This window comes from Actinobaculum sp. 352, from assembly GCF_003957265.1.
Lineage (GTDB): Bacteria > Actinomycetota > Actinomycetes > Actinomycetales > Actinomycetaceae > Asp313.
In genome coordinates this window covers 426035-446871 of the sequence record NZ_RQSN01000001.1, presented here as the reverse complement: position 1 = coordinate 446871, position 20837 = coordinate 426035, and the positions used below count along the sequence as shown (strand labels likewise).

General features: G+C 60.1%; 14 protein-coding genes. 5 read left to right on the top strand and 9 right to left on the bottom strand.

Annotation, left to right across the window (positions count from 1 at the left end):
- Nucleotides 1-47: 47 nt before the first annotated feature.
- Complete coding sequence (gene aspS, locus EKN07_RS01895; protein ID WP_126145519.1) at nucleotides 48-1868, bottom strand: aspartate--tRNA ligase; 1821 nt, start codon at nucleotides 1866-1868, stop codon at nucleotides 48-50.
- Nucleotides 1869-1993: 125 nt separating this feature from the next.
- Between aspS and EKN07_RS01890 the strand changes: the two genes are divergently transcribed.
- Together EKN07_RS01890 and EKN07_RS01885 are read left to right on the top strand one after the other, a co-directional pair.
- Nucleotides 1994-3448 (top strand): MFS transporter, encoded by a 1455-nt coding sequence (locus EKN07_RS01890; protein WP_126145518.1) that lies wholly within the window; start codon nucleotides 1994-1996, stop codon nucleotides 3446-3448.
- A 337-nt stretch (nucleotides 3449-3785) separates the two neighbouring features.
- A complete protein-coding gene (locus EKN07_RS01885) occupies nucleotides 3786-5855 on the top strand; it encodes a DEAD/DEAH box helicase (protein ID WP_240611445.1) in 2070 nt (689 codons plus the stop codon).
- A gap of 58 nt (nucleotides 5856-5913) precedes the next feature.
- On the opposite strand, the gene pheT is transcribed toward EKN07_RS01885, so the two are convergent.
- Together pheT and pheS are read right to left on the bottom strand one after the other, a co-directional pair.
- Entirely contained in the window at nucleotides 5914-8514 is a 2601-nt protein-coding gene (gene pheT, locus EKN07_RS01880) for a phenylalanine--tRNA ligase subunit beta (RefSeq protein ID WP_108715561.1), read from the bottom strand.
- A 1-nt stretch (nucleotide 8515) separates the two neighbouring features.
- Nucleotides 8516-9622 (bottom strand): phenylalanine--tRNA ligase subunit alpha, encoded by a 1107-nt coding sequence (gene pheS / locus EKN07_RS01875; RefSeq protein ID WP_108715560.1) that lies wholly within the window; start codon nucleotides 9620-9622, stop codon nucleotides 8516-8518.
- A 263-nt stretch (nucleotides 9623-9885) separates the two neighbouring features.
- Between pheS and EKN07_RS01870 the strand changes: the two genes are divergently transcribed.
- Both EKN07_RS01870 and EKN07_RS01865 read left to right on the top strand, forming a co-directional pair.
- Entirely contained in the window at nucleotides 9886-10788 is a 903-nt protein-coding gene (locus EKN07_RS01870; RefSeq protein WP_108715559.1) for a PfkB family carbohydrate kinase, read from the top strand.
- Between the two features lie 261 nt (nucleotides 10789-11049).
- Entirely contained in the window at nucleotides 11050-11343 is a 294-nt protein-coding gene (locus EKN07_RS01865; RefSeq protein WP_108715558.1) for a hypothetical protein, read from the top strand.
- A gap of 213 nt (nucleotides 11344-11556) precedes the next feature.
- Here the strand turns inward: EKN07_RS01865 and EKN07_RS01860 are convergent, their stop codons facing one another.
- From EKN07_RS01860 to argF, 3 genes are all read right to left on the bottom strand, one after another.
- Complete coding sequence (locus EKN07_RS01860) at nucleotides 11557-13119, bottom strand: YfcC family protein (protein WP_126145517.1); 1563 nt, start codon at nucleotides 13117-13119, stop codon at nucleotides 11557-11559.
- Between the two features lie 218 nt (nucleotides 13120-13337).
- Entirely contained in the window at nucleotides 13338-14306 is a 969-nt protein-coding gene (gene arcC / locus EKN07_RS01855) for a carbamate kinase (protein WP_126145516.1), read from the bottom strand.
- 10 nt (nucleotides 14307-14316) lie between these two features.
- Complete coding sequence (gene argF, locus EKN07_RS01850) at nucleotides 14317-15312, bottom strand: ornithine carbamoyltransferase (RefSeq protein WP_126145515.1); 996 nt, start codon at nucleotides 15310-15312, stop codon at nucleotides 14317-14319.
- Nucleotides 15313-15798: 486 nt separating this feature from the next.
- Here argF and EKN07_RS01845 point away from each other — a divergent pair, with 486 nt between their 5' ends.
- Nucleotides 15799-16749, top strand: a complete 951-nt coding sequence (locus EKN07_RS01845) for a helix-turn-helix transcriptional regulator (protein ID WP_126145514.1) — start codon at nucleotides 15799-15801, stop codon at nucleotides 16747-16749.
- A gap of 179 nt (nucleotides 16750-16928) precedes the next feature.
- Here EKN07_RS01845 and EKN07_RS01840 read toward each other — a convergent pair whose 3' ends face one another.
- The 3 genes from EKN07_RS01840 to EKN07_RS01830 form a co-directional block, all read right to left on the bottom strand.
- Nucleotides 16929-18029 carry an NADH:flavin oxidoreductase/NADH oxidase gene (locus tag EKN07_RS01840; RefSeq protein WP_108716668.1) on the bottom strand — a complete coding sequence of 367 codons (1101 nt, stop codon included), beginning with the start codon at nucleotides 18027-18029 and terminating at the stop codon, nucleotides 16929-16931.
- A gap of 96 nt (nucleotides 18030-18125) precedes the next feature.
- Nucleotides 18126-18941, bottom strand: coding sequence for a GDSL-type esterase/lipase family protein (locus EKN07_RS01835; protein WP_126145513.1), 816 nt, complete (start codon nucleotides 18939-18941; stop codon nucleotides 18126-18128).
- Nucleotides 18942-19177: 236 nt separating this feature from the next.
- Nucleotides 19178-20836 carry an NAD(P)-binding protein gene (locus tag EKN07_RS01830; protein WP_108715555.1) on the bottom strand — a complete coding sequence of 553 codons (1659 nt, stop codon included), beginning with the start codon at nucleotides 20834-20836 and terminating at the stop codon, nucleotides 19178-19180.
- Between the last annotated feature and the right edge of the window lies 1 nt (nucleotide 20837).

Here is a 20837-nt window from a genome sequence, read left to right as displayed (position 1 = left end):
GTGGTTACAGTGGCCCACGTCACATATTATAGGCGATTACTGCCGCTTCATGAGGCGTTTTCGCTGGTAGACGGATCGCTAACAGCGTTCGCTTGGAGACCTCGCTTCTTCGGCTTTGCATCGACACCCGCCTCTTTACGCTGCGTGGCAGTGATCGGCGCCGGGGCATCGGTCAGCGGATCCCAGCCGGCACCGATCTTTGGGAAGGCGATGACATCCCGAATGGATGGTGCACCGCACAAGAGTGCAACGATACGATCCCAGCCGAAGGCGATTCCACCGTGGGGCGGCGCTCCGAATTTGAACGCATTGAGCAGGAAGCCGAATTTCTCCTGCGCATCCTCCTCACTCAGACCCATAACCTGGAAGACGCGCTCCTGGACGTCCTGCCGATGAATACGGATGGAGCCGCCACCGATTTCGTTGCCATTGCAGACAATGTCGTAGGCGTAGGCGAGTGCGCTAGCGGGATCCGTATCAAAAGTCTTCATGCACTCCGGCTTCGGCGAGGTGAACGCATGGTGCACGGCCGTCCATGCTGAGCCAAGTGCCACATCGCCTTCCGCCTGCGCCTGCGCCGCCGGCTTAAACAGCGGAGCGTCGACGACCCAGGTGAACGCCCAAGCATTCGGATCAATCAGGCCGCAGCGCCGACCGATCTCCAGGCGCGCAGCTCCAAGAAGTTCACGTGAAGCGGTCGGTTCACCGGCCGCAAAGAAAATGCAGTCTCCGGGCTGCGCCCCGGTGGCCTCGGCCAGCCCCGCCCGCTCGGCATCCGAGATATTTTTCGCAACCGGACCGCCGAGCGTGCCGTCCTGGGCAATGGTCACATATGCGAGGCCACGGGCTCCTCGCGCCTTGGCCCACTCCTGCCACTTATCGAAGGTACGCCGCGGCTGGGAGGCGCCTCCGGGCATGACGACGGCACCAACATAGGGGTTCTGGAACACGCGGAATGGCGTGTCGCGGAAGAACTCCGTCAGATCCACCAGTTCGCATCCGAAACGTAGGTCCGGCTTGTCGGAGCCGAACCGGGCCATCGCATCGGCGTATGTGATACGAGGGACCGGGGTGACCAGTTCGTATCCGATCTGTGCCCAAACTTCCTGCAGGACCTTCTCCGCGACGGCGATGACATCGTCTTGCTCGACGAAGGACATCTCAACGTCCAACTGGGTGAATTCCGGCTGTCGATCCGCGCGGAAGTCTTCGTCGCGGTAACAGCGGGCGATCTGGTAGTACCGTTCCATTCCGGCCACCATGAGCAATTGTTTGAAAAGCTGTGGCGACTGCGGAAGCGCATACCAGGTTCCTGGATTCAGTCGCGCGGGCACCAGAAAATCGCGCGCCCCTTCGGGAGTAGATCGAGTCAAGGTGGGCGTTTCCACCTCTACGAAATCCTCCGCATCGAGCACACGCCGCGCCGCCTGGTTCACCTTTGCCCGCAGCCTGAGCGCATGTTGTTCACTACTGCGGCGCAAGTCAACGTAGCGGTACTTCAGGCGCACCTCCTCGCTGACGTCACTGGCGCCTTCGGCGTGGTCCGACACCTGGAATGGCAACGGTGCACTGGGGTTGAGGACATTGACGGTGTCGGCTTCAACCTCGATGTCACCGGTGGCCAGGGCGGCATTGGCGTTACCCTCGGGTCGCTCACGCACCACGCCCATCACCTGCAGGCAGTATTCGCTACGCAATTCGTGGGCGACCTCTTCGCGGATGGTTACCTGTGCGATACCGGAGGCATCTCGCAGGTCGATAAAAGCAATCCCGCCGTGATCGCGGCGCCGGTCCACCCATCCGGCGAGTGTGACGGTGGAGCCGATGTCGGCGGCCCGTAGGGAGCCGGCGTTATGCGTACGCAGCACGCTGTTACCTCTTTCTGTTGTATGTTCGCACCCGCGAGACGAGCGGGTGCCCGGCCACCGCGAGACGGGCGACAGCCGCTCGACCATGGTAGCGCTCGCGCCCAAGCTTCTGCGAGAATAGCCGATTGGCACGTATTGAGGAGGCACGGGTGAGCGTTACACGCGACGAGGGACCGCGGAACTATTTGAACCGACGGCAGGAGTGGAGCCTACGGGTTCTGGCCGTAGGACTAATCACCGTAGTCGCCTTCGAGGCTATCGCCGTTGCGACTGCCATGCCAACCGTCATGCGTTCGCTCGACAGCAAGAATCTCTACGCCCTGGCGATGGGCGTTCCCATGGCAGGGCAGCTCATTACCACCGCGCTGGCGGGGCCGTGGTCCGATACAAAGAGTCCGCAGTCATGCCTCTACACCGGCGTCGCCGCTCTGTTCACGGGTCTCCTCGTGTGCACCATCGCGCCCAACGCCTACGTCCTCATCCTGGGCCGAGCCATTCAGGGTTTGGGCGGAGGGCTCGTCGTCGTTCCGCTGTACACCATGGTGGGCTACAACGTGCGCCCGTCTCGTCAGCCGGGTTTTTTCGCCGCCTTTGCCGCTGCCTGGGTAGTACCCGCGATTGTCGGTCCCGCTGTGGCGGGATTTATCGTCCAACACGCCTCCTGGCGTATTGTTTTCGGAGTGGTACCGGCGGTGCTCTTGCTGGCCGCTCCTTCACTGGTCATGTCAACCCGCACAATTCCGTACGAGACCACACCCACTACGCGCTCAGAGCTGCGGCGAAGCGCCATGCCCGCGTTAATCGCCGGCATTGCCGTCGGCGTACTCCAAGCTGTATCCGGCACGCCGTCCGATTCCTTTTCCGCCTGGCTGATAACCGTCATTGCCCTGGCCACTGTGATTGCCTTCGTCTCCATCCAGCCACTATTGCCGCTCGGCACCTTTATATCGCGCCGCGGCTTGGCATCAACAGTGTTGCTGCGCGGGTTGATCAACGGGAGTTTCATTGGGATCGAAGCCTTTTTGCCGCTCCTCCTGCAAGACGTCCACGGCTGGAACCCCGCCCAGGCCGGTCTGATCCTTACCGTCGGTTCGGTCACCTGGGCCATCGGCTCTGCAATCCAGGGCCGAATCACCTCCTTCTCCGGACGACGCAGACTCGCAGTGACTGGAGCTTTCATCCAGCTTTTCGGCATCCTTGTTGTCCTCCCGGGTAGCTTCCCCGAGGTAACCGGACTGGTCGTCCTTGCCGGATGGACCATATCCGGTCTGGGAATCGGCCTGTCTTACCCGGCGATGACGGTGCACGGCCTCTCCCTGACTACACCGGAGAATCAGGGGCGCACAAGCTCGGCGCTGCAGTTGGCCGATACCCTGGGGTCGGCTTTCTGTGTGGCAATTGGCGGAATCGCCTTTGCCCTCGTCATGCCGCAGGAGTCTGCGGCATTTGCCACTGTATTTGGTGGCATCGCACTTGTCATGCTTATGGCAGTTATGGTTGCGCGGCGCGTTCAACCACATCCCGGCTCACGGGAGGAGGCGCAGCAGCGCGCGTCTCTCGCTGCCGACCACGAGCAATAGACGGGGCTTGCCCCGATTCCTCTTCGGCGCCCACGGCGACGCCTCTGGCTTTCTCTAGTTTCCGCTTGTTAACCCAACCACACTCTCAGCCACCGTGCAGGCCGCCCACGCCAAACTAGCTGCGCGAATACGAGACGGCTACAAGCAGCGTCACCTTCGATCCCGCGTGCCCTATTTCACCGGCACACTGCGGCGGTAGCCGCATGCGACCAGCTAGAATCTACGAGGCGCATTCGCGCCCCCAGCCTTTCTGCCGTGGATGTGTCAAGAGTGTGTGCGGCAGGCGCGCAGTGTCTGCTTCGTGGCGCGCGCTGGACCAGCAACCACAGGTATGTACATGTCTGAGCCATTAACGGTGCCCGCGGGCGTGCCGGTCGACGACGTCGACTCCCCAGCCACTAGCGCCGATGATATTAATTCCACCGATCTTTCCTTCGCCGACCTCGATCTGCCAGAGGATCTGCTCGCCGCCGTGACCGATCGCGGTTTCCTTTCTCCGACTGCCATTCAAGCAAAGGCGATTCCCCCTCTCATGGCCGGACGCGACGTCGTCGGTGTGGCGCAAACCGGTACCGGAAAGACGGCGGCCTTCGCACTACCGCTACTGGCGCATATCGATCCTGAGTCCGAGCGGGTGCAGGCTCTCGTCCTCGCGCCCACCCGCGAGCTTGCCATGCAAGGTGCGGAGGCGGTGGAGTCCTTCGCCGCTCATTCCCGAAATGTCGAAGTAGTGGCGGTCTACGGCGGTGCGCCCTACGGCCCGCAACTGCGGGCGCTGGAGAACGGGGCACAGGTTGTGGTCGGCACTCCCGGCCGGATTATGGACCTCATGGACCGCGGCGCATTGCAACTGGACGGGGTTGGCTACTTTGTTCTCGACGAAGCCGACGAAATGCTGCGCATGGGCTTTGCCGAAGACGTGGAGAGCATAGCCGGGGCCCTACCGTCCGAGCGTATCTCGGCTCTCTTCTCCGCCACCATGCCGCCGCCGATCCGGCGCGTTGCCGAGCGGCATCTCAGAGAACCGGTCGAAGTGACGATCTCCCGCCCGGCCTCCACCGTGGCCACCGTGCACCAGACCTTCGCGGTTGTGCCCCAGCGCCACAAAATTGGTGCCCTGGCTCGAGTCCTAGCCGTTTCCGAGGCGGACGCTGCACTTGTTTTTGTGCGAACTCGGGCCACCGCTGAAGACCTGGCCATTGAGCTGGGAGCGCGCGGCGTCTCCACCGCTGCTCTCTCCGGTGATGTTGCACAGCGTGACCGGGAGCGGCTCGTCGCGCGCCTGCGCGACGGGACACTTGACGTGCTCGTCGCAACCGACGTCGCCGCACGCGGTCTTGATGTGGACCGAATCGGACTCGTTGTGAACTTTGATGTTCCGCGTGAGACGGATACATATGTTCATCGCATTGGCCGTACCGGCCGCGCGGGGCGCACCGGTGAGTCACTTACCTTTGTCACGCCGAAGGAAAGAGCGCGTCTGCGCCGTATTGAAAAGCAGACGTCTTCACATATGGAGCAGGTGGAACTGCCCACCGCCGCCGAGGTGTCCAAACTTCGCGCCTACAAGCTGCTCGATAAGGCGCGGCAGCGCTTCGCGAACGGTCGGCTCGGCGTATACCGCGAGGTCATGGAGCAGTTTGATGAACGCGAGTCCACCGCACCAGAACCTTTCAGCCGCGACGATCTGATCCTGGCACTTCTGGCCATCGGCGTGCGCGATCCGGGACCAGCGGCTGACGAGGAACCCGAAAGTCTCACGGTCCGAGAACCCGAACGAAGCCGTGGGTGGGAGCGCAAGGAGCGGCGTTCGCAGCCCACACTGGAAAACGCGGTACGTTACCGTGTGGAAGTCGGTCACAAGGATCGCGTGAAACCCGGGGCAATCGTCGGCGCGATTACCGGTGAAGGTGGGATTTCCGGTTCCGATCTGGGGCATATTGACATCTTCCCCACCTTCTCGCTGGTCGAAATCGGTGTTCCCCTCTCCCCCGAAGCACGGCGCCGCATCGCGCAGGCGCGCGTTTCCGGGCGTGAGTTGCGCATCACCGAGGATACCGGTCCGCGTCATTCGGATACGCGCCACGGTGATGATGCGGGACGTAGCGACCGGCGCGAAGGCGGTAGAGACCGCGGTAACCGCCGCCGCGAAGACCGTACCGGATTCCGCTCCCGTGGCGGCGACCAGGCGGGCCGGGGGCGCACACGCTTCGGAGATAAGGATCGTCGCTATGAGAGAGGCGGATATTCGCGCACGGATCGCTCTCGTGCCGGCGGTAACGGTCGCTCTACGCGTGGTTCCTCCTACCGCGATGATCGAGTCGGCTACGGGCGCCGCAGTTCCTCCGCCGGGCGCGGTTACGGCAAGCGGTCCGGAGGTAACCGCAACAATCAGCGTGACTACTAACGAATAGCAAGAGGGCCGGGCAAGAAACTGCCCGGCCCTCTTCCTTACGCAGCGCGACTTACGCCCTCAATTCGGCGTTGAAACGCTTTTCCGCCTGTTTGATAACGCGTTTACGCACGCGTGCGGTCTCCTCGGCGCTAAGCGTATGGTCCGCGCGAAGTCGAAGCGCAAAGGCCAACGACTTCTTGCCGTCCGGGACCTGTTCGCCGGTGTAGACGTCAAAGAGTCGTACGTCCTCCAGATACTCTCCGGCCGCAGCGCGGATCGTCGCCTCAAGCTCGGCGGCGGTGACGCCCTCATCAACGACAAGAGCAATATCCTCCTTCGCCACAGGATTCGTAAAGATCCGCTCCACCTGTACCTCTGCACTGCCACGGCCCGCGCACAGCGCATCGGCATCCAGCTCAAAGGCAATGGACCGTGTCGGCAGCTCAAATGCCTTGCATGCAGCGGGTGCGAGTTCTCCCGCCCATCCGATCACAGCGTCGGAATTCGCATCGCCACTGAGAGTCAATTTGGCGCATCGTCCGGGATGCCAAGGAGCACGCTCGTCGGCGCTCACGGCCAACTCCACACCAATGGTGCGGGCAGCGGTCTTGACCGCTTCGATTGCATCACGCCAGTCCCAAACAATCGCCTGTAACCCCGTCTTTTCTTCGGTGGCCGGCCCACAGGCCACACCCGCAATATGATGCGGCTGGCGGGGAATCGCCTCCAACAGCGTAGCGATTTGCGCATCGCTCGGCCGTTCGCCGACGCCGGGCTGCTCGGCCTGCCCCAAGTCAAGCGGATGAGTCACAACTCCGTCCTCGCACACGGCAACTACCGGATTGCTGCGAGAAACATTGAGCCGGGCCGTGTCCAGCAAAGAGTCCAGCAAGGATGTGCGCATATACGGCGCCTCTTCCTGTAACGGATTCTTCAACCGTATGGCAAGGCGCCTGGTATCGTCCTCGGAAATGCCCTGTTTGTCGATGCTAGCGGTAGAAATGAAGGGATATGAGAGACTCTGTACCCACCCCTGCTCGGCCAGTGCGCGCATAATATCGCGGCGTTGGCGTTGCTTTGTGGTCAGACCCCGGCCGACAACGGCTTGTGGCAACAGGCTGTCAATATTGTCGTAGCCGATAATGCGTGCCACTTCTTCCACATAGTCTGCCGGAGCAACAAGGTCCGGCCGCCAGCTCGGTGGCGTAACGGTAACGACGCCCGGCGAAGCTCCTGCGGCGACGGTACAGCCGATGTCGGCGAGGATCGTGACGATACGCTCGGCGTCGACTCGTAAGCCGGTGAGGCGCTCGACCTCGGACAGGGGAAATTCGATCACCTCCGGCAGTGTGATCTCACAGTAGTCGGTGACCTCGGTGCCCGCCACGCCGCCGCCGTACTGCACAAGAATGTCAACCACGGCCTGCGCGGCCACAGGTGCCACCAGTGGATCGACCTCCCGTTCAAAGCGCTTCGAAGCCTCACTGGGAAGCTTATGACGCCGGGCAGTGCGGGCAACGGACACGGCGTCAAAATGGGCCGCCTCAATGAGCACATTGGTCGTTGCGGAAGCAATTTCCGTATCAGCGCCGCCCATGGTTCCCGCCAGGCCGAGCACCCGCGCACCATGCCCTCCGGAACAATCGGTTATGAGTAGATCCTCCGGGTCGAGCGCGCGGTCCACATCGTCGAGGGTGACCAGGTGCTCGTCGTCCCGTGCACGCCGCACCACAAGCGGGCCTACGACCGTGTCAAGGTCATACGCGTGCAACGGTTGACCGAGATCCAACATGACGTAGTTCGTCGCATCAACGATCAGTGAGATCGGACGCATCCCCGCCTGCGTCAGCCGGTCCCGCATCCACTTCGGGGATTGGGCCTGCGGGTCGACACCGCGCACCACCCGTGTGACAAAACGATCACATCCAGGCCGACCATGGATCGGTGCGTCATCTTCCACCACAACCGGGAAACCGTCGGGGTTGGCAGCAGGAAGCGGTGTCGGCAGATTCTCCGCCAGGCCCGGATCAGTGAAGACTGCACCCGTGGCGTGGTGGTACTCGCGTGCCACCCCGCGCATGGAAAAGCAATAGCCGCGGTCGGGTGTGATGTTGATTTCGAGCGTTTCGCCCGCGACGCCGAGCAACGGCAGAGCGTCGCTGCCAGGCTCGGGCAATGCCGCAATCGCGGCGGCGTCGTCGGCCTTCGCCAGTACGATGATCCCAGCGTGATCCTCGCCAATGCCCAGCTCACGGGCCGAACAGATCATCCCGTCCGAAATATGCCCGTAGGTCTTGCGAGCGGAGATCTTAAACCCACCGGGTAAAACCGCACCCGGCAGCGATACCACCACGTAGTCCCCGGCATCAAAGTTGTGCGCACCACAGATTATGCCCCGTGAGGGCAGCTCACTCGGCTCCTTCCCGGTGCCGGGGCTGTCGTTATGAACTCCCACATCGACACGGCAGTAGTTGATCACTTTGCCGTTCGACTGTTCCTTCGCCTGCCGGGTTAGCACGCGCCCGACGACGACGGGACCAGTAACCTCCGCCGGGTGAATGGCTTCTTCCTCCAAACCGACGCGCACCAGTGAGGCGGCGAGCTGCTGCGGCGTCAGATCTTCCGGCAGCTCAACATGAGCGCCAAGCCAACCAATCGGAATAAGCGGCATCTCAGTTTCCCCTTCCCGTCGTGCCGAACTGAAGTGAGAATCGCACGTCGCCTTCAACCATGTCGCGCATATCGGCGATGCCGTGGCGCAGCATCAGTGTTCGTTCAATACCCATACCAAAGGCAAAGCCCGAGTAGACATCGGGGTCGACGCCGACGTTACGGAGCACATTCGGGTTGACCATGCCGCAACCGCCCCATTCGATCCAACCGGCGCCACCCCTTTTCTGCGGGAACCACAGATCCAACTCCGCCGATGGTTCGGTGAAGGGAAAGAAAGACGGCCGCAGGCGCGTGCGAGCATCCGGGCCGAACATCGTCCGAACAAAATGGTCCAGGGTGCCCTTCAGATGGGCCATGGTCAGCCCTTTATCGACGGCAAGACCTTCGACCTGGTGGAAGACAGGTGTGTGCGTGGCATCCAGTGCATCGGTGCGAAACACCTTGCCCGGGCACGCGATATAGAGCGGAACACCGCGTTCCAGCAGCGCGTGTGCCTGGACGGGAGATGTGTGAGTACGCAGGATGAGCCCGCTCGCTTCCTGCGCGGACGGCCTAGAGGAATCTCCCGCTTCCGCGCCGATGCGGGCGACTCCATCAACGTAAAAGGTATCCTGCATCTGCCGCGCCGGATGATCCGGGCCAAAGTTCAGAGCATCAAAGTTGAACCACTCATGTTCCATCTCCGGCCCTTCGGCGATCTCCCATCCCATACCGACGAAGAAGTCAGCGATATCCTCCATCAGCACAGTCAACGGATGCCGTGCTCCGCGCGGAGCACGGCCTGTCGGTAGCGTGACATCAACACGTTCTTCCGCAATCGCTCGTGCAGCTGCTTCATCCTCAAGCCGCTGCGTCGCCTGCGCTAAAGCCTCCTGCACTGCCTTCCGCGCCGCTCCCATCAGCCGACCCGCCACCGGCCGATCAGCCTTATCCAAGTTGCGGATCAGCATGTTTGCGTGGGTGATTGGCGCATTGTCGCCACTGTGGGCAAGCCGAGCCGACTTCAGTTCCTCCAGCGTCGTCGCAGTGGCGAAGGCTTTCCGCGCCTCCTCCACAGCGCGCGTAATGCCCTCCTCGTCTAGGGGGCTGAGCTCGATATCAGACATACATGCCTTTCCCTTGGGTCCGTTCCAAGTGTAGTCAATTGCCACAAGCCGCGCCCGACTGCCCGCATCGCGTGTAATACGCTGCTCGCACCATGCTAGTGCCGAGTCCTGCCATAGGCAGTTCCCGGCCTGTGAGATCAGTAGGCGTCTACAGCTCCCAACCACGCCACAGCCGGCAGGTCCGTGCAACCACGCAAACCCGACTGGGCAACACGACCGTCAGCCGCCTGCCCGAGCGCCTGGGCTGCAACTAGGCTAGTGCCATGCGAACCGTCTTCTGTGGTCTGACGACCATCGACCTCATCCAAAATGTTGAGCATGTACCAGCGGCCAACGAGAAGGTCGTGGCAAACGGTGCCCTTCTCGATGTGGGAGGGCCGGCAGCGAATGCAGCCCGTATAGCCGCCATTCTGGGTGCGGAGCCCACACTCATCTCACCCATAGGCACTGGTGTCTTCGGCACGATGGCTTTGAGTTGGCTCAACGACTGCGGTGTCCACACTATCGACCTGGCAAGCGATGGGGACCCGGCGATATCCGCCGTCGCCATCGATGCCTGCGGCGACCGTACGGTTATATCAACGAATAGCAGTGGACGCAGCCATACTTTCCCATCTGCCGATGTTCTTGATAACGCTGCGGCTCTGCTTATCGACGGACACCTTCCCGATGTACAACTGCCCCTGGCGCGCACTGCGCAGCAGCTCGGTATTCCGGTGGTTTTCGACGGCGGATCATACAAAGACGGAACCGTTGCTCTTCTCCCCTATGTCTCACACGGAATCTTCTCCGCCGACTTCGTCCTGCCCGGAGCCGAGGATCAACTCCTGGAAATGCTCGCCTGGCGCGGAATGACTCTGGCGGCACGCTCGAACGGGAACGAACCGGTGGAAGCCATTGTCGGTGGGAAGTATTATTCACTGTCCGTACCGCACGTACCCGCGACGCAGGTCGTCGACACGCTAGGTGCGGGCGATGCGTTGCACGGGGCATTCACAGCTGCCCTTGCCGCGGGGCAAAGCGAACTGCAGGCGCTATCCGGTGCCATCGACATTGCCAGCCGCTCGGTCCGCGGTCTGGGTGCCATTGGCTGGGCGCTCACCAATGAGTCACGCGGCTCGCATACGTCGTCGGTCGGCACTCCCCGCACGGTCACGCCAGAATAGGCGCGCAGATCGCGCCCGGCGCCCCGCACACCGGTACGCCAAGCGGACCGTGGTGTCGTTACGCTCACACACACGCCTTCTGCGCCCGGCCGACGCTGACGACTGTGCCCTTGCGCCGACAGCTGACTCCGCCTCAGCCTGCACTTATCCCCGTCCGCCGTCGACGTTCGCGGGGTAGTATGCGTATATAGGACGGAGATCGTGACCGCCGCTGCGATGGAATTGGCACCGTGGAGGCACAACTAAGGAGGCGCCGTAACGATGGCTGACAACGACTCTCTTGCCAACAAGGCGAAGCAATTTGCAAACACCGCGACCAACAAGGCGAAGCAACTCGCCGACACTACCGCGCAAACTGCCAGGAGTGTCGCCACAACGGTACAGCAGAAGCTCGACGAGCCTGAAAACAAAGAACGGATCGCCAAGGCTAAGAAGGCCGCCTGTCAAGCTGGGCAGCAGTTGAAAAGCACCGCGTCAACCGTCGGCTCCAGGGCCCGCGACACCTTCGTCAATGTAAAAGGCAAGGTCGCCGAACGTCTCTCCAGCGGGAATTAGGAGACCGTATTGCCCTACCCGGCATGAGCAGTACGAGGAATACGTCTTGTAGTAAGTCTCTGATTCCGCAGGGAACACACCACCCAGTCTGCCGCCTCGCGCTGGTCGCATCACAGACAGTCAGGGCCAGTTGTGCGCCCAGCGCGAGGGATCAAGGCGCTCCTTTCTAGATTGCGCGACGCGCTTCTCGCTAATAAGTCGTCCCGCTCGCGGTCAAGCGTAGATGAACACTTGCGCTACAAGGAGCACCCCGCCGAACAAAAGCACGAAGACGACCATCGGCCAGACGAAGCGCAGCCAATGGGAGAATTTCATGTCGAGCATCTGCAAAGTCGCCATAACCAGCCCGGTCGGTGCCAGGAACAACATCGCGTACTGACCCCACTGATAAGCACACACCACGATGAATCGATCAATGTCCACGGTGTCGGCCAGAGGCGCGAAGATAGGCATCGATAGTACCGCCAATCCCGAGGATGAGGGAACGACAAAACCGAGCACAAAGAACACCAGCATCATCATGATGATGAACAACGGTCCACTCATATCTTCGACCAGGTTCGAAGCGGAATGGAGCAGGGTGTCGGAGATTCTCCCTTCATTCATCACCAAGTTGATGCCTCGGGCTAGACCAATGATTAAAGACACTGCAACAAGACTCGATGCTCCGTCACAGAAAGCGTCAACAAGTTCCTTTTCTCGCAGTCTGCCCCTACCCGTCATCGCTAGCAGCATGCAGATAATCGTGATGGCGAGGAATGACGCCGCCATGGTGGGAAACCACCATCCTTGTGACATGACCCCCCACACCATTATGAAAAAGGCCGATACAAACAAGAGGAGGATAACCTTCTTCTGCCAGGTGAAACCAGTCGCATCATTGATGTCCCCACTAAGTTTCCATCTCCGGTTGAAAGCATCTCTGTCCTCGTAGGTGTAGGAGAAGGCCGGATCCTTCTTCAACCTCCGGGCGTACCAGTACAGGTACGCCACGACGACGGCGCAGCCTACTACACAGCCGCCAGCGCGCCACTCGATGCCTTGAGTAAAGGGAATACCAGCGGCATTCGAGGCAATCACCACGGAGAACGGGTTGATGGTGGAGAAAGTAGTTCCCATTGAGCCTGCCAAGAAGATAGCACCGACACAGATAATCGAGTCGTATCCCATAGCGAGGAAAATAGGTACGAGGATCGGATAGAAGGCAACCGCCTCTTCTTCCAATCCACAGGAGGTCCCACCCAGAACCATGAGGATGGACACGAAGAACACGAGCAGGAACTCCCGCCCCTTGGTACGTTTTGTTAAGGCGATGAGTCCCGATTCAAAGGCTCCAGTGGCCCGCACTACCCCGATAAGGCCACCGAGCACAAGAATGAAGACAATAATGTCTGCGGCCTCGATCGTTCCGTGGACCATCGAACTCGTGATGTCTCCGATACCTGCAGGTTTCTGTTCAAGACTCTCGTAACTGCCCGGTACCGAGACCGCGCGGTTCAGTGCTCCAGAGGTAAACTGCGAGATGTCGATGGTTACACCGAGTTGATCCAAGCTCTCCTGAGTTGCAGGTAACGTAGTCACCTCGTCATGTGGATCCGTGACGGTGAGAGTATCGCTATCCGCATCGTATGCGAGTTTCGAATATGATCCGGCCGGAATGAACCAGGTAGCGGCCACGGCGAGAATCGTTAGAGCAAAAAGGATGGTGAAAGCCGAAGGGAATGTGAGCTTGCGTTTCCGGACAGTCGGCGCTTCTTCAGTTGTTTGCGTTGACACTGGTCTTCCCTTTCCATGTGTGAAAGCTGCTCGTCATACAGAAACGCCACAACGTACGAACCGGTTGGCGGGCGCTTCAGACGGTATGTGGAAGGCTAAGGAGCCACCTCTTCGCGTATCGCGATCTGGAGACTCCATCGCCCGATGCCACCCATATGTTTCGGGAGCAGAGAGGATAACTCGGCGGAGCCATCGCGACCCTGCTCCGCCGAGTGCCCTTATGAACGTTCGTTTGGAGCGGAGCCATCCGCGACGATGAGGGTACCGGTTTCGCCGAGCAAGGCCTCACTCGCTCGTCGTAGAGACGTAATTAGAGCCCGCGCCTGCGGACGGTTCTCTACGAAGTTGATACACGCCTCAACCTTTGGCAGCATCGACCCTTCGGCGAACTGTCCCGCAGCTGCATACCTGCGGGCTTCGGAGACCGTCATTACGTCGATTTCCCGGCACTCTGGCGTGTTGTAGTCAAGACACACACGGTCAACGGCGGTGAGGATAACGAGCATATCTGCATCAACATCCCCAGCGAGAATCGCTGCCGAACGGTCCTTGTCAATCACTGCGGCCACGCCGCGTAATCCGGTTTCACCGTCTATAACCGGTATCCCTCCCCCTCCGGAAGCAACGACGACATTCCCTGTCGCAACTAGTGCCTTGACGAGCGGTGTCTCGACAATCCGGATTGGCTGCGGCGAGGCAACTACCCAACGCCATCCGCGTCCGGCATCCTCAACGTAGGTATTGCCGGTTTCCCGCATGAGCACACGTGCCTGTTCCTCGGAAAAGAAGGCTCCGACGGGCTTCGTCGGATTGGCGAAGGCAGGGTCTTGCGCGTCAACAACCGTTTGAGTCACCAGCGCGACACACTGAACCTGCTTGCCGCGTCGTTTCAGCTCTTCGTCCACTGCCTGCTGAAGGTGGTAGCCGATGTAGCCTTGCGACATCGCGCCACACTCAGCGAACGGGATGTAAGGCGTTCCGCCATCATGAGCAGCCGACACGTCGGTAGCAACTTTGATCATGCCGACCTGTGGCCCATTCCCATGTGTGACGATAACCTCGTTGTCGGCAGCTATGAAATCCGCAATCGCCCGTGCAGCGTCACGAATCAACGCCAATTGTTCTTCCGGAGTTCTGCCCAACGCATTGCCTCCAAGGGCGACAACCATTGTCTGTTGTTTTGACATGCTTGCACCTCTAAGACAACGTCGCGTACATGACGGCTTTGATCGTATGCATGCGGTTTTCTGCCTGGTCGAAAACCCGCGACTGTTTAGACTCGAACACCGCGTCCTCTACTTCCATCTCCCCCAAGCCAAACTTCTCCGCCACTTGGGCACCAATGGTTGTTTTGGTGTCATGGAATGATGGGAGGCAGTGTAAGAAGATGCCGCTCGGATGAGCCATACTCATCACCCGTTCGGTCACACGATAAGGCTCAAGCAGACGGATACGTTCTGCCCACAGTTCATCGTCCTCCCCCATGGATAGCCATATATCCGTGTAGACAACGTGGGCATCAACGCAGGAAGCATCTATATCCTCGCTAAGAGTGATAGTTCCGCCAGTATCGCTGGCAATCTCGCGGCATTGCCTCACAAGCTCATCCTCGGGCATCTGCTGGTTCGGTCCGCAGGCCACGAAGTGCAAGCCCAGCTTTGCGCATGCCACCATAAGAGAGTTCGCAACATTGTTTCGCGCATCTCCAAGGAAGACGAGTTTTAGGCCGCGAATTCCCTGAGGAAAGTTCTCATGGACCGTCAACATGTCCGCAATCATTTGGGTGGGGTGAAACTCAGTGGTTAATCCATTCCACACGGGCACACCTGCGTTGACCGCGAGGTCCTCCACAATGTCCTGCCCAAAACCTCGATACTCGATACCGTCATACATGCGTCCGAGGACGCGTGCAGTATCCTCTATTGATTCCTTCATTCCCATCTGTGAGCTCCCCGGATCAAGGTAGGTCACTCCCATCCCGAGATCCATTGCTGCCACTTCAAAGGCACAACGCGTGCGCGTTGATGTCTTTTCAAAGAGAAGAACAATATTCTTCCCCGCCAGATATCTGTGCGGAGTTCCAGTACGTTTCAAATCTTTGAAACCTCTTGCCAGGTCGATGAGGTACTGGATCTCGTCGGGTCCGAAGTCAAGGAGCTTGAGAAAACTGCGTCCACTGAGACTTATCGGCATTGCAATCCCCTCCATTGGGTGTTGTTGTACTAGCAGATAGGGCCACCGTGATCTGGTCGTAGGTCGCCCGATGTGACACGTACTGTCACTAGCTCCACTCTCATTGTGAGTTCTGCCACGTTTCAAGGTCTAGCCGCGGCCAGTGTTTTCTCCACTAGGGTCTAATGCCACTACATCCGCCCTACACCCAGGAATAGAAGTGCGCGATTTGAACGATTCTTCCCACCGCTCGTCCCACGTCCTCCAATCTGTACCGACGCTGAGTCAGCAAGGGCCAAATGGTCCACATCTTGGCGCCCTTCACCCTTCCTGCTCGCGGTATGATAAGGCGAAGCAATACGAGAACCTCCGCATCTAGTGATCGGATACGAATCGTGACCCGGGTTGGGTTATCGTCGGATCATTAGTACGCGCGGTTCACGTACCGCATCCCACTTGATCCGAGTGGGCACCGTCGCTCGTCTCGCGCCCAGAAGAGTTACCGCCGTGATCGCTCTGTACTACTACACGCTCGCAGTGTTACTCATCTCAATAGCTGCTGCGGCTGGGTGCCTCGCGGCCTTTGTGGTCACACATCGCCAGACCTATGGTTGGGCAGCCGCTGCCTTCGCTCTCTACTTCTTAGACGTCGCGCTCGTATTCCGCACGGATTTTGTCCTCCCCCATCGCAAGGTCAGCTGTATCTACGAAATCAACAGTCCGGTTGAGTCAGTAGCTCTGGGGTCTTGTCTGCTTACCTTCTTTTGGCTTGTAGTTGCCAACTTCCTCGGCAAAGACCACAGAATTGCCATCGCGCCGCCGCTCGTGTTTGCATGTGGAAGTCTCGCCGCACTCTTACTCGTACCCGGTGGACGATGGATGGAGTTCACTTTTTTCAGCATGCGCAGTCTGTCGATCATCGCATTACTCACGTATCTCGCTCTTTGCTACGCAGTATCTGAAGATCCTGCGGAACGCGCACACATGCGTCAGCACTGCCGCCTATATCTTGCAGTCTGGATTTGTGTAGTCGGGACTATTGTCTGGAACGTGTACTTCCAACTAATCCACGACTGGGAAAGTGGCTCTCCACTTCCGTTTCTTCCCGAACGAAACTTCGCTGAGAACGCTCTCTTACTCTGTTGTGCCGCACATGCATGGCGCCGGGTCTACCGTGCCCTACATCTTCGGTACGAGCAGCCGCCCCGCTACGCGCAAAATGATCGGCGCAGTACCTTCATCTGCGAAAGTGCCACTTCCTTCGGCAGCCATTACAACCTTTCACCGCGGGAGATTGAAGTGCTCTGCCTCATTCTCTTGGGGCACGATAACCGCACAATCGCGGACACTCTCTTCCTAGCGCTTAGCACTGTGAAGGTCCACGTTCATAACATTCTACGCAAGTCTGGCTGCAGCAACCGCGCTGATCTCACGCGCCGCTTCTGGCATTCCAGCTGAAATCTCCCAGTTCCGGTTCCGCGAATTCCCGCCGAGCCACTCTGCACAAACGACTGGCATATTCCCATTCCTTCCAATCCCGTCACGCAGTCGCTAGTACGCGCAACACGGACAGCCCACAGTCAGGACCAAGTGCACCTGAGCAAAGTTGCCCCATCCCACCTTCCCTGCACATGAACCTACCCCCGTTGATACTGCAAGGGCCAGACTGTTGCGTCGCGGTCAAGTTCCGCATGCCAGCGGTTTGCAACATAGGGATCGTGCAATGCCACTCGGCCCACTTCAACCGCGTCGGCCTGCCCGGTGACGAGAATCTGCTCGGCCTGCCCCGCGCTACCAATAAGACCGACAGCACTGGTTGGCACTCGCGCCTCGCAGCGGATTCTCTGCGCGAATGGAACCTGATATCCCGGCGTGACCTGCGGCGGCGCGAACGGTACGTTTCCTGCACTGGAAATGTCCCAGAAGTCAACCCCATGCTCCGCGCCCGTGCATGCGAGCTCAACTGACTCTGCGAGCGTCCAGCCCGGGTGTCCTACTTCGTCCGATTCTTGGCCGAATTCGAGCCAGTCACTGGCAGAGAGCCGCACGATCAGCGGTGTATCGGCAGTGACAGCTCGCACAGCGTCAATCACCGCCAATAAGAAGCGGGTGCGGTTCTCAAAGCTTCCACCCCACCGGTCCTCCCGCCGGTTCGACATCGGAGAGAGGAATTGATGGATGAGGTAGCCGTGCGCAGCATGCAGCTCAATAACGTCAAATCCGGCCGCAACAGCCAGCTGCGCCGAGCGCCCAAACTGCGCGATGAGGTCCTCAATCTGTGCCTCTGATAATTCCTGTGGTCGCGGGCCATGCGTGGAAAAAGGCACCGCTGATGGCGCAACAGTCTGCCACGCCAGTAGCGAATCCTCCGGCAAGGATCGTTCCCATCCAGGCGGACCCGAGGCTTTTCGTCCGGCATGATTGAGCTGGATCGCAGGGGTAGCGCCACCCACCCGGATTGTGTCTGCCAGCCGAGCAAAGGCTGCAACGTCCGCCTCATCTCCGAGTGAGAGGCAGTACGGCGAAATCCTCCCCTGCCGGTTGACCGCAGTCGCCTCGACGATAATCATGCCGAAACCGCCTACTGATCGTGCGGCGTAGTGCTGCAGGTGCCATGCGTTGGGCCGTGCAGCATCACCGCCTTCAGGGTCGGCGCTGTACTGACACATAGGCGGCAACCACAGTCTGTTGCGGATGGTGATACCCCGCAATGTGATGGGCTCAAAGAGTCTTGCCACGTTCTTCTCCTGTATGTATGTGCTTCCCACTGCCGACGGAATCCTTCACCACCGACGGCTCCGTGCCGGTTCTGCTCCTGCTCGGCGGGTCTGTTTCTATCCTCGCCACGGCTTCCAATCCGCCACGGTATCCATATCCACGCGGGGTAAGTCGAGCCGCTCACTAATCGCGTCCATGAACATTTGCGACCAGCGCTGGTACCACGGTGTATTCGGGTGGAACATGTCTGCCGCGTGGTACTTCGTCATGTATTCCCACACGGAGAAGCTGTTGGAGAGAGCCTCCAATTCAATGACGCTACACCCGTGTGCCTTCGCCGCACGCGTTAACTCCGCCGAGAGCTGCGATGCGCGCTCTTGCGTCCGCAACGGTTTGAACGTTGGGATATCGGCAATGAAACTCGGTTGGGGCAGCGCGCGTGCAATCTGATCCATCGCATTGCCGAAATCCTCCGGTGTCAACCCGGCGACGCCGACATCGTTACCACCGATATCGAGGGTGACGATATCCGGACGCAGCGCAGCGGAACCTATTGTCAACCCGGCTAGTTGCGGCAACTGCGTTCCCAACACGGAGGCTGCGGTCCCACCCGATAGCGAGATATTCAGCAGAGCGACCGGGCGCCCGGTCGCCCGCTGCAAACCCGCCGCGATACGCGGCACATAGCCGTCTTCGAGCCGATCTGCGCCCAAGCCCTGCGCTGCCGAATCGCCCAGCGCCACGTAGATCAGCGGTAGCTCCTTGTCCGCCCGAGCAGCGGCGTCGAGAAGCCGGAGCGTTGTGATGAGGTGGTTCTCCCAATACCGCCGGAACACCGGGTTCTGTTTGGCAACCGCTTTCGCGTTGCGATAGATACCCGCTGCGGCAACGGAGACGCCTACACCTGTCAGATTCCGTACGGTAGTGTTCACATCTTTAAGCTACTCCTCAGTAGCTTCGCACGCATAGGACAAGCGTAACGGCGCGGCGTACCTCGCTCCGCGTGCAGGAGTGTCGCTTACCGAGCAGTTACACGCCGTAGCAGCGCCGCGTGCGTAGATCGAAACGCCCTCCTCCCACCTGTAACGTGGCCCCGGAGCGTGGCAGTGACCGGGGCCGATCATGGTCGGACTCCCGGTCACCCCAATCGCGTGCCTGATGCGGCGGCTTAGATCTCCTCCGGCACCATGGAAATCGCACCGCAGGGGCACTCCTCGGCACACACGCCGCAACCCTTGCAGTAGTCGTACTTGAACTCGTACTCCCCGGGCTTGATCTTGGTGATCGCATTGTCCGGGCACACGCCGAAGCAGTTGTCACAGCCGAAGCAGTTGCCGCAGCTCATGCAACGCCGCGCTTCAAACAGGGCGGAGGACTCGTCCAATCCCTCCACAACCTCGTCGAAGGTTGAGGAACGCCGTGCCCCGGCTAGTTTGGCGCGTACCTGATGCGGCGCATCCGTGTAGTACCACGTCTCCATCCGGTCCAGGGTCGCATCGCCGTGCTTTGGCGCCGGTTCATACTCCGCCCCGCGCAGATAGGCATCGATATTGCGGGCCGCCTTCTTTCCGTGGCCAATAGCGACGGTGACATTCTTCTGCGATGGCACCATGTCGCCACCGGCGAAGAGGCCCTTATGGCCGGTCATCATATGCTTGTCCACGGAAACAACACCGCGTTCGACCTCAATCCCCGACACGCCAGTGAGCAGGCCGAGATCGGACTCCTGCCCGAGGGCCATTACCACCGAGTCCGCTTCCAGCTTCGTGAATTCGCCGGTCGGCTGCGGGAAACCGTTCTCGTCCAATTCCATCTTCTCGATGAGTAGCTCACCCTCGTCGATATGCTTGATGGTGGCCAGCCACCGCATCGTGATGCCTTCCTCTTCCGCCTCGACGACCTCGGAGTCATGGGCAGGCATGCGGTCGCGAGTGCGCCGATAGACAATCACCGAGTCACTCGCGCCGAGCCTCTTCGCGGAACGTGCGGCGTCGATCGCCGTGTTTCCGCCGCCGTAGACAACCACCCGCCGTCCAAGCAGTGGCTTGGCGGCGTCCTCTGCCGCTTCGCCCTCGACCTCGATATCGCGCAGCATGGTCACGGCGTCCATCACCTTGGCCGCAGTCCCGGCCGGAATCTCCGTGTGTCGACTCACCTGCGCGCCGACCGCCAAAAAGACAGCGTCGAAATCCTTGAGCGCAGCGTTGAGTGAATCAACTGAGGTGCCCATTTCGAAGGTGACGCCCATGTTCTCGATCCGGGCGATCTCCGCGTCAAGAATGTCACGCGGCAGGCGATATGCCGGGATGCCGTAACGCATCATGCCGCCGGGCTTCTCTCCGGCGTCACGAACCGTCACCCTGTGCCCGAGCCGTGCCAGATGATAGGCCGCCGAAAGCCCGGACGGCCCTGCTCCGACAACCAGCACCGTCTTGCCACTCGGTTCATTAACCGGCTCGACGGTCCAGCCCTGTGTTATCGCGGTATCACCGAGGAAACGTTCAACGGCGTTGATGCCAACGGCTTCGTCGACCTGCGCACGGTTGCAGGCAGTTTGACACTCGTGGTAGCACACTCGGCCCATAACGGCGGGCAGTGGATTATTCACCATTATTTCACGCCAGGCGGCTTCATAATCGCCCTCTTCTGCGCGTGAGAGCCACTGCTGGATGTTTTCCCCGGCCGGGCACGCCTTGTTGCACGGCGGTAGAAGATCCACATAAACCGGTCGCTCGGTACGCCACGAGCCGGTCAGGTTCGTGTCCGATGTTCCCTTTCCTAGGGTGATGGCGAACGGGAGCGGCTTTCCGTGGGTTTCAGTCGTCATT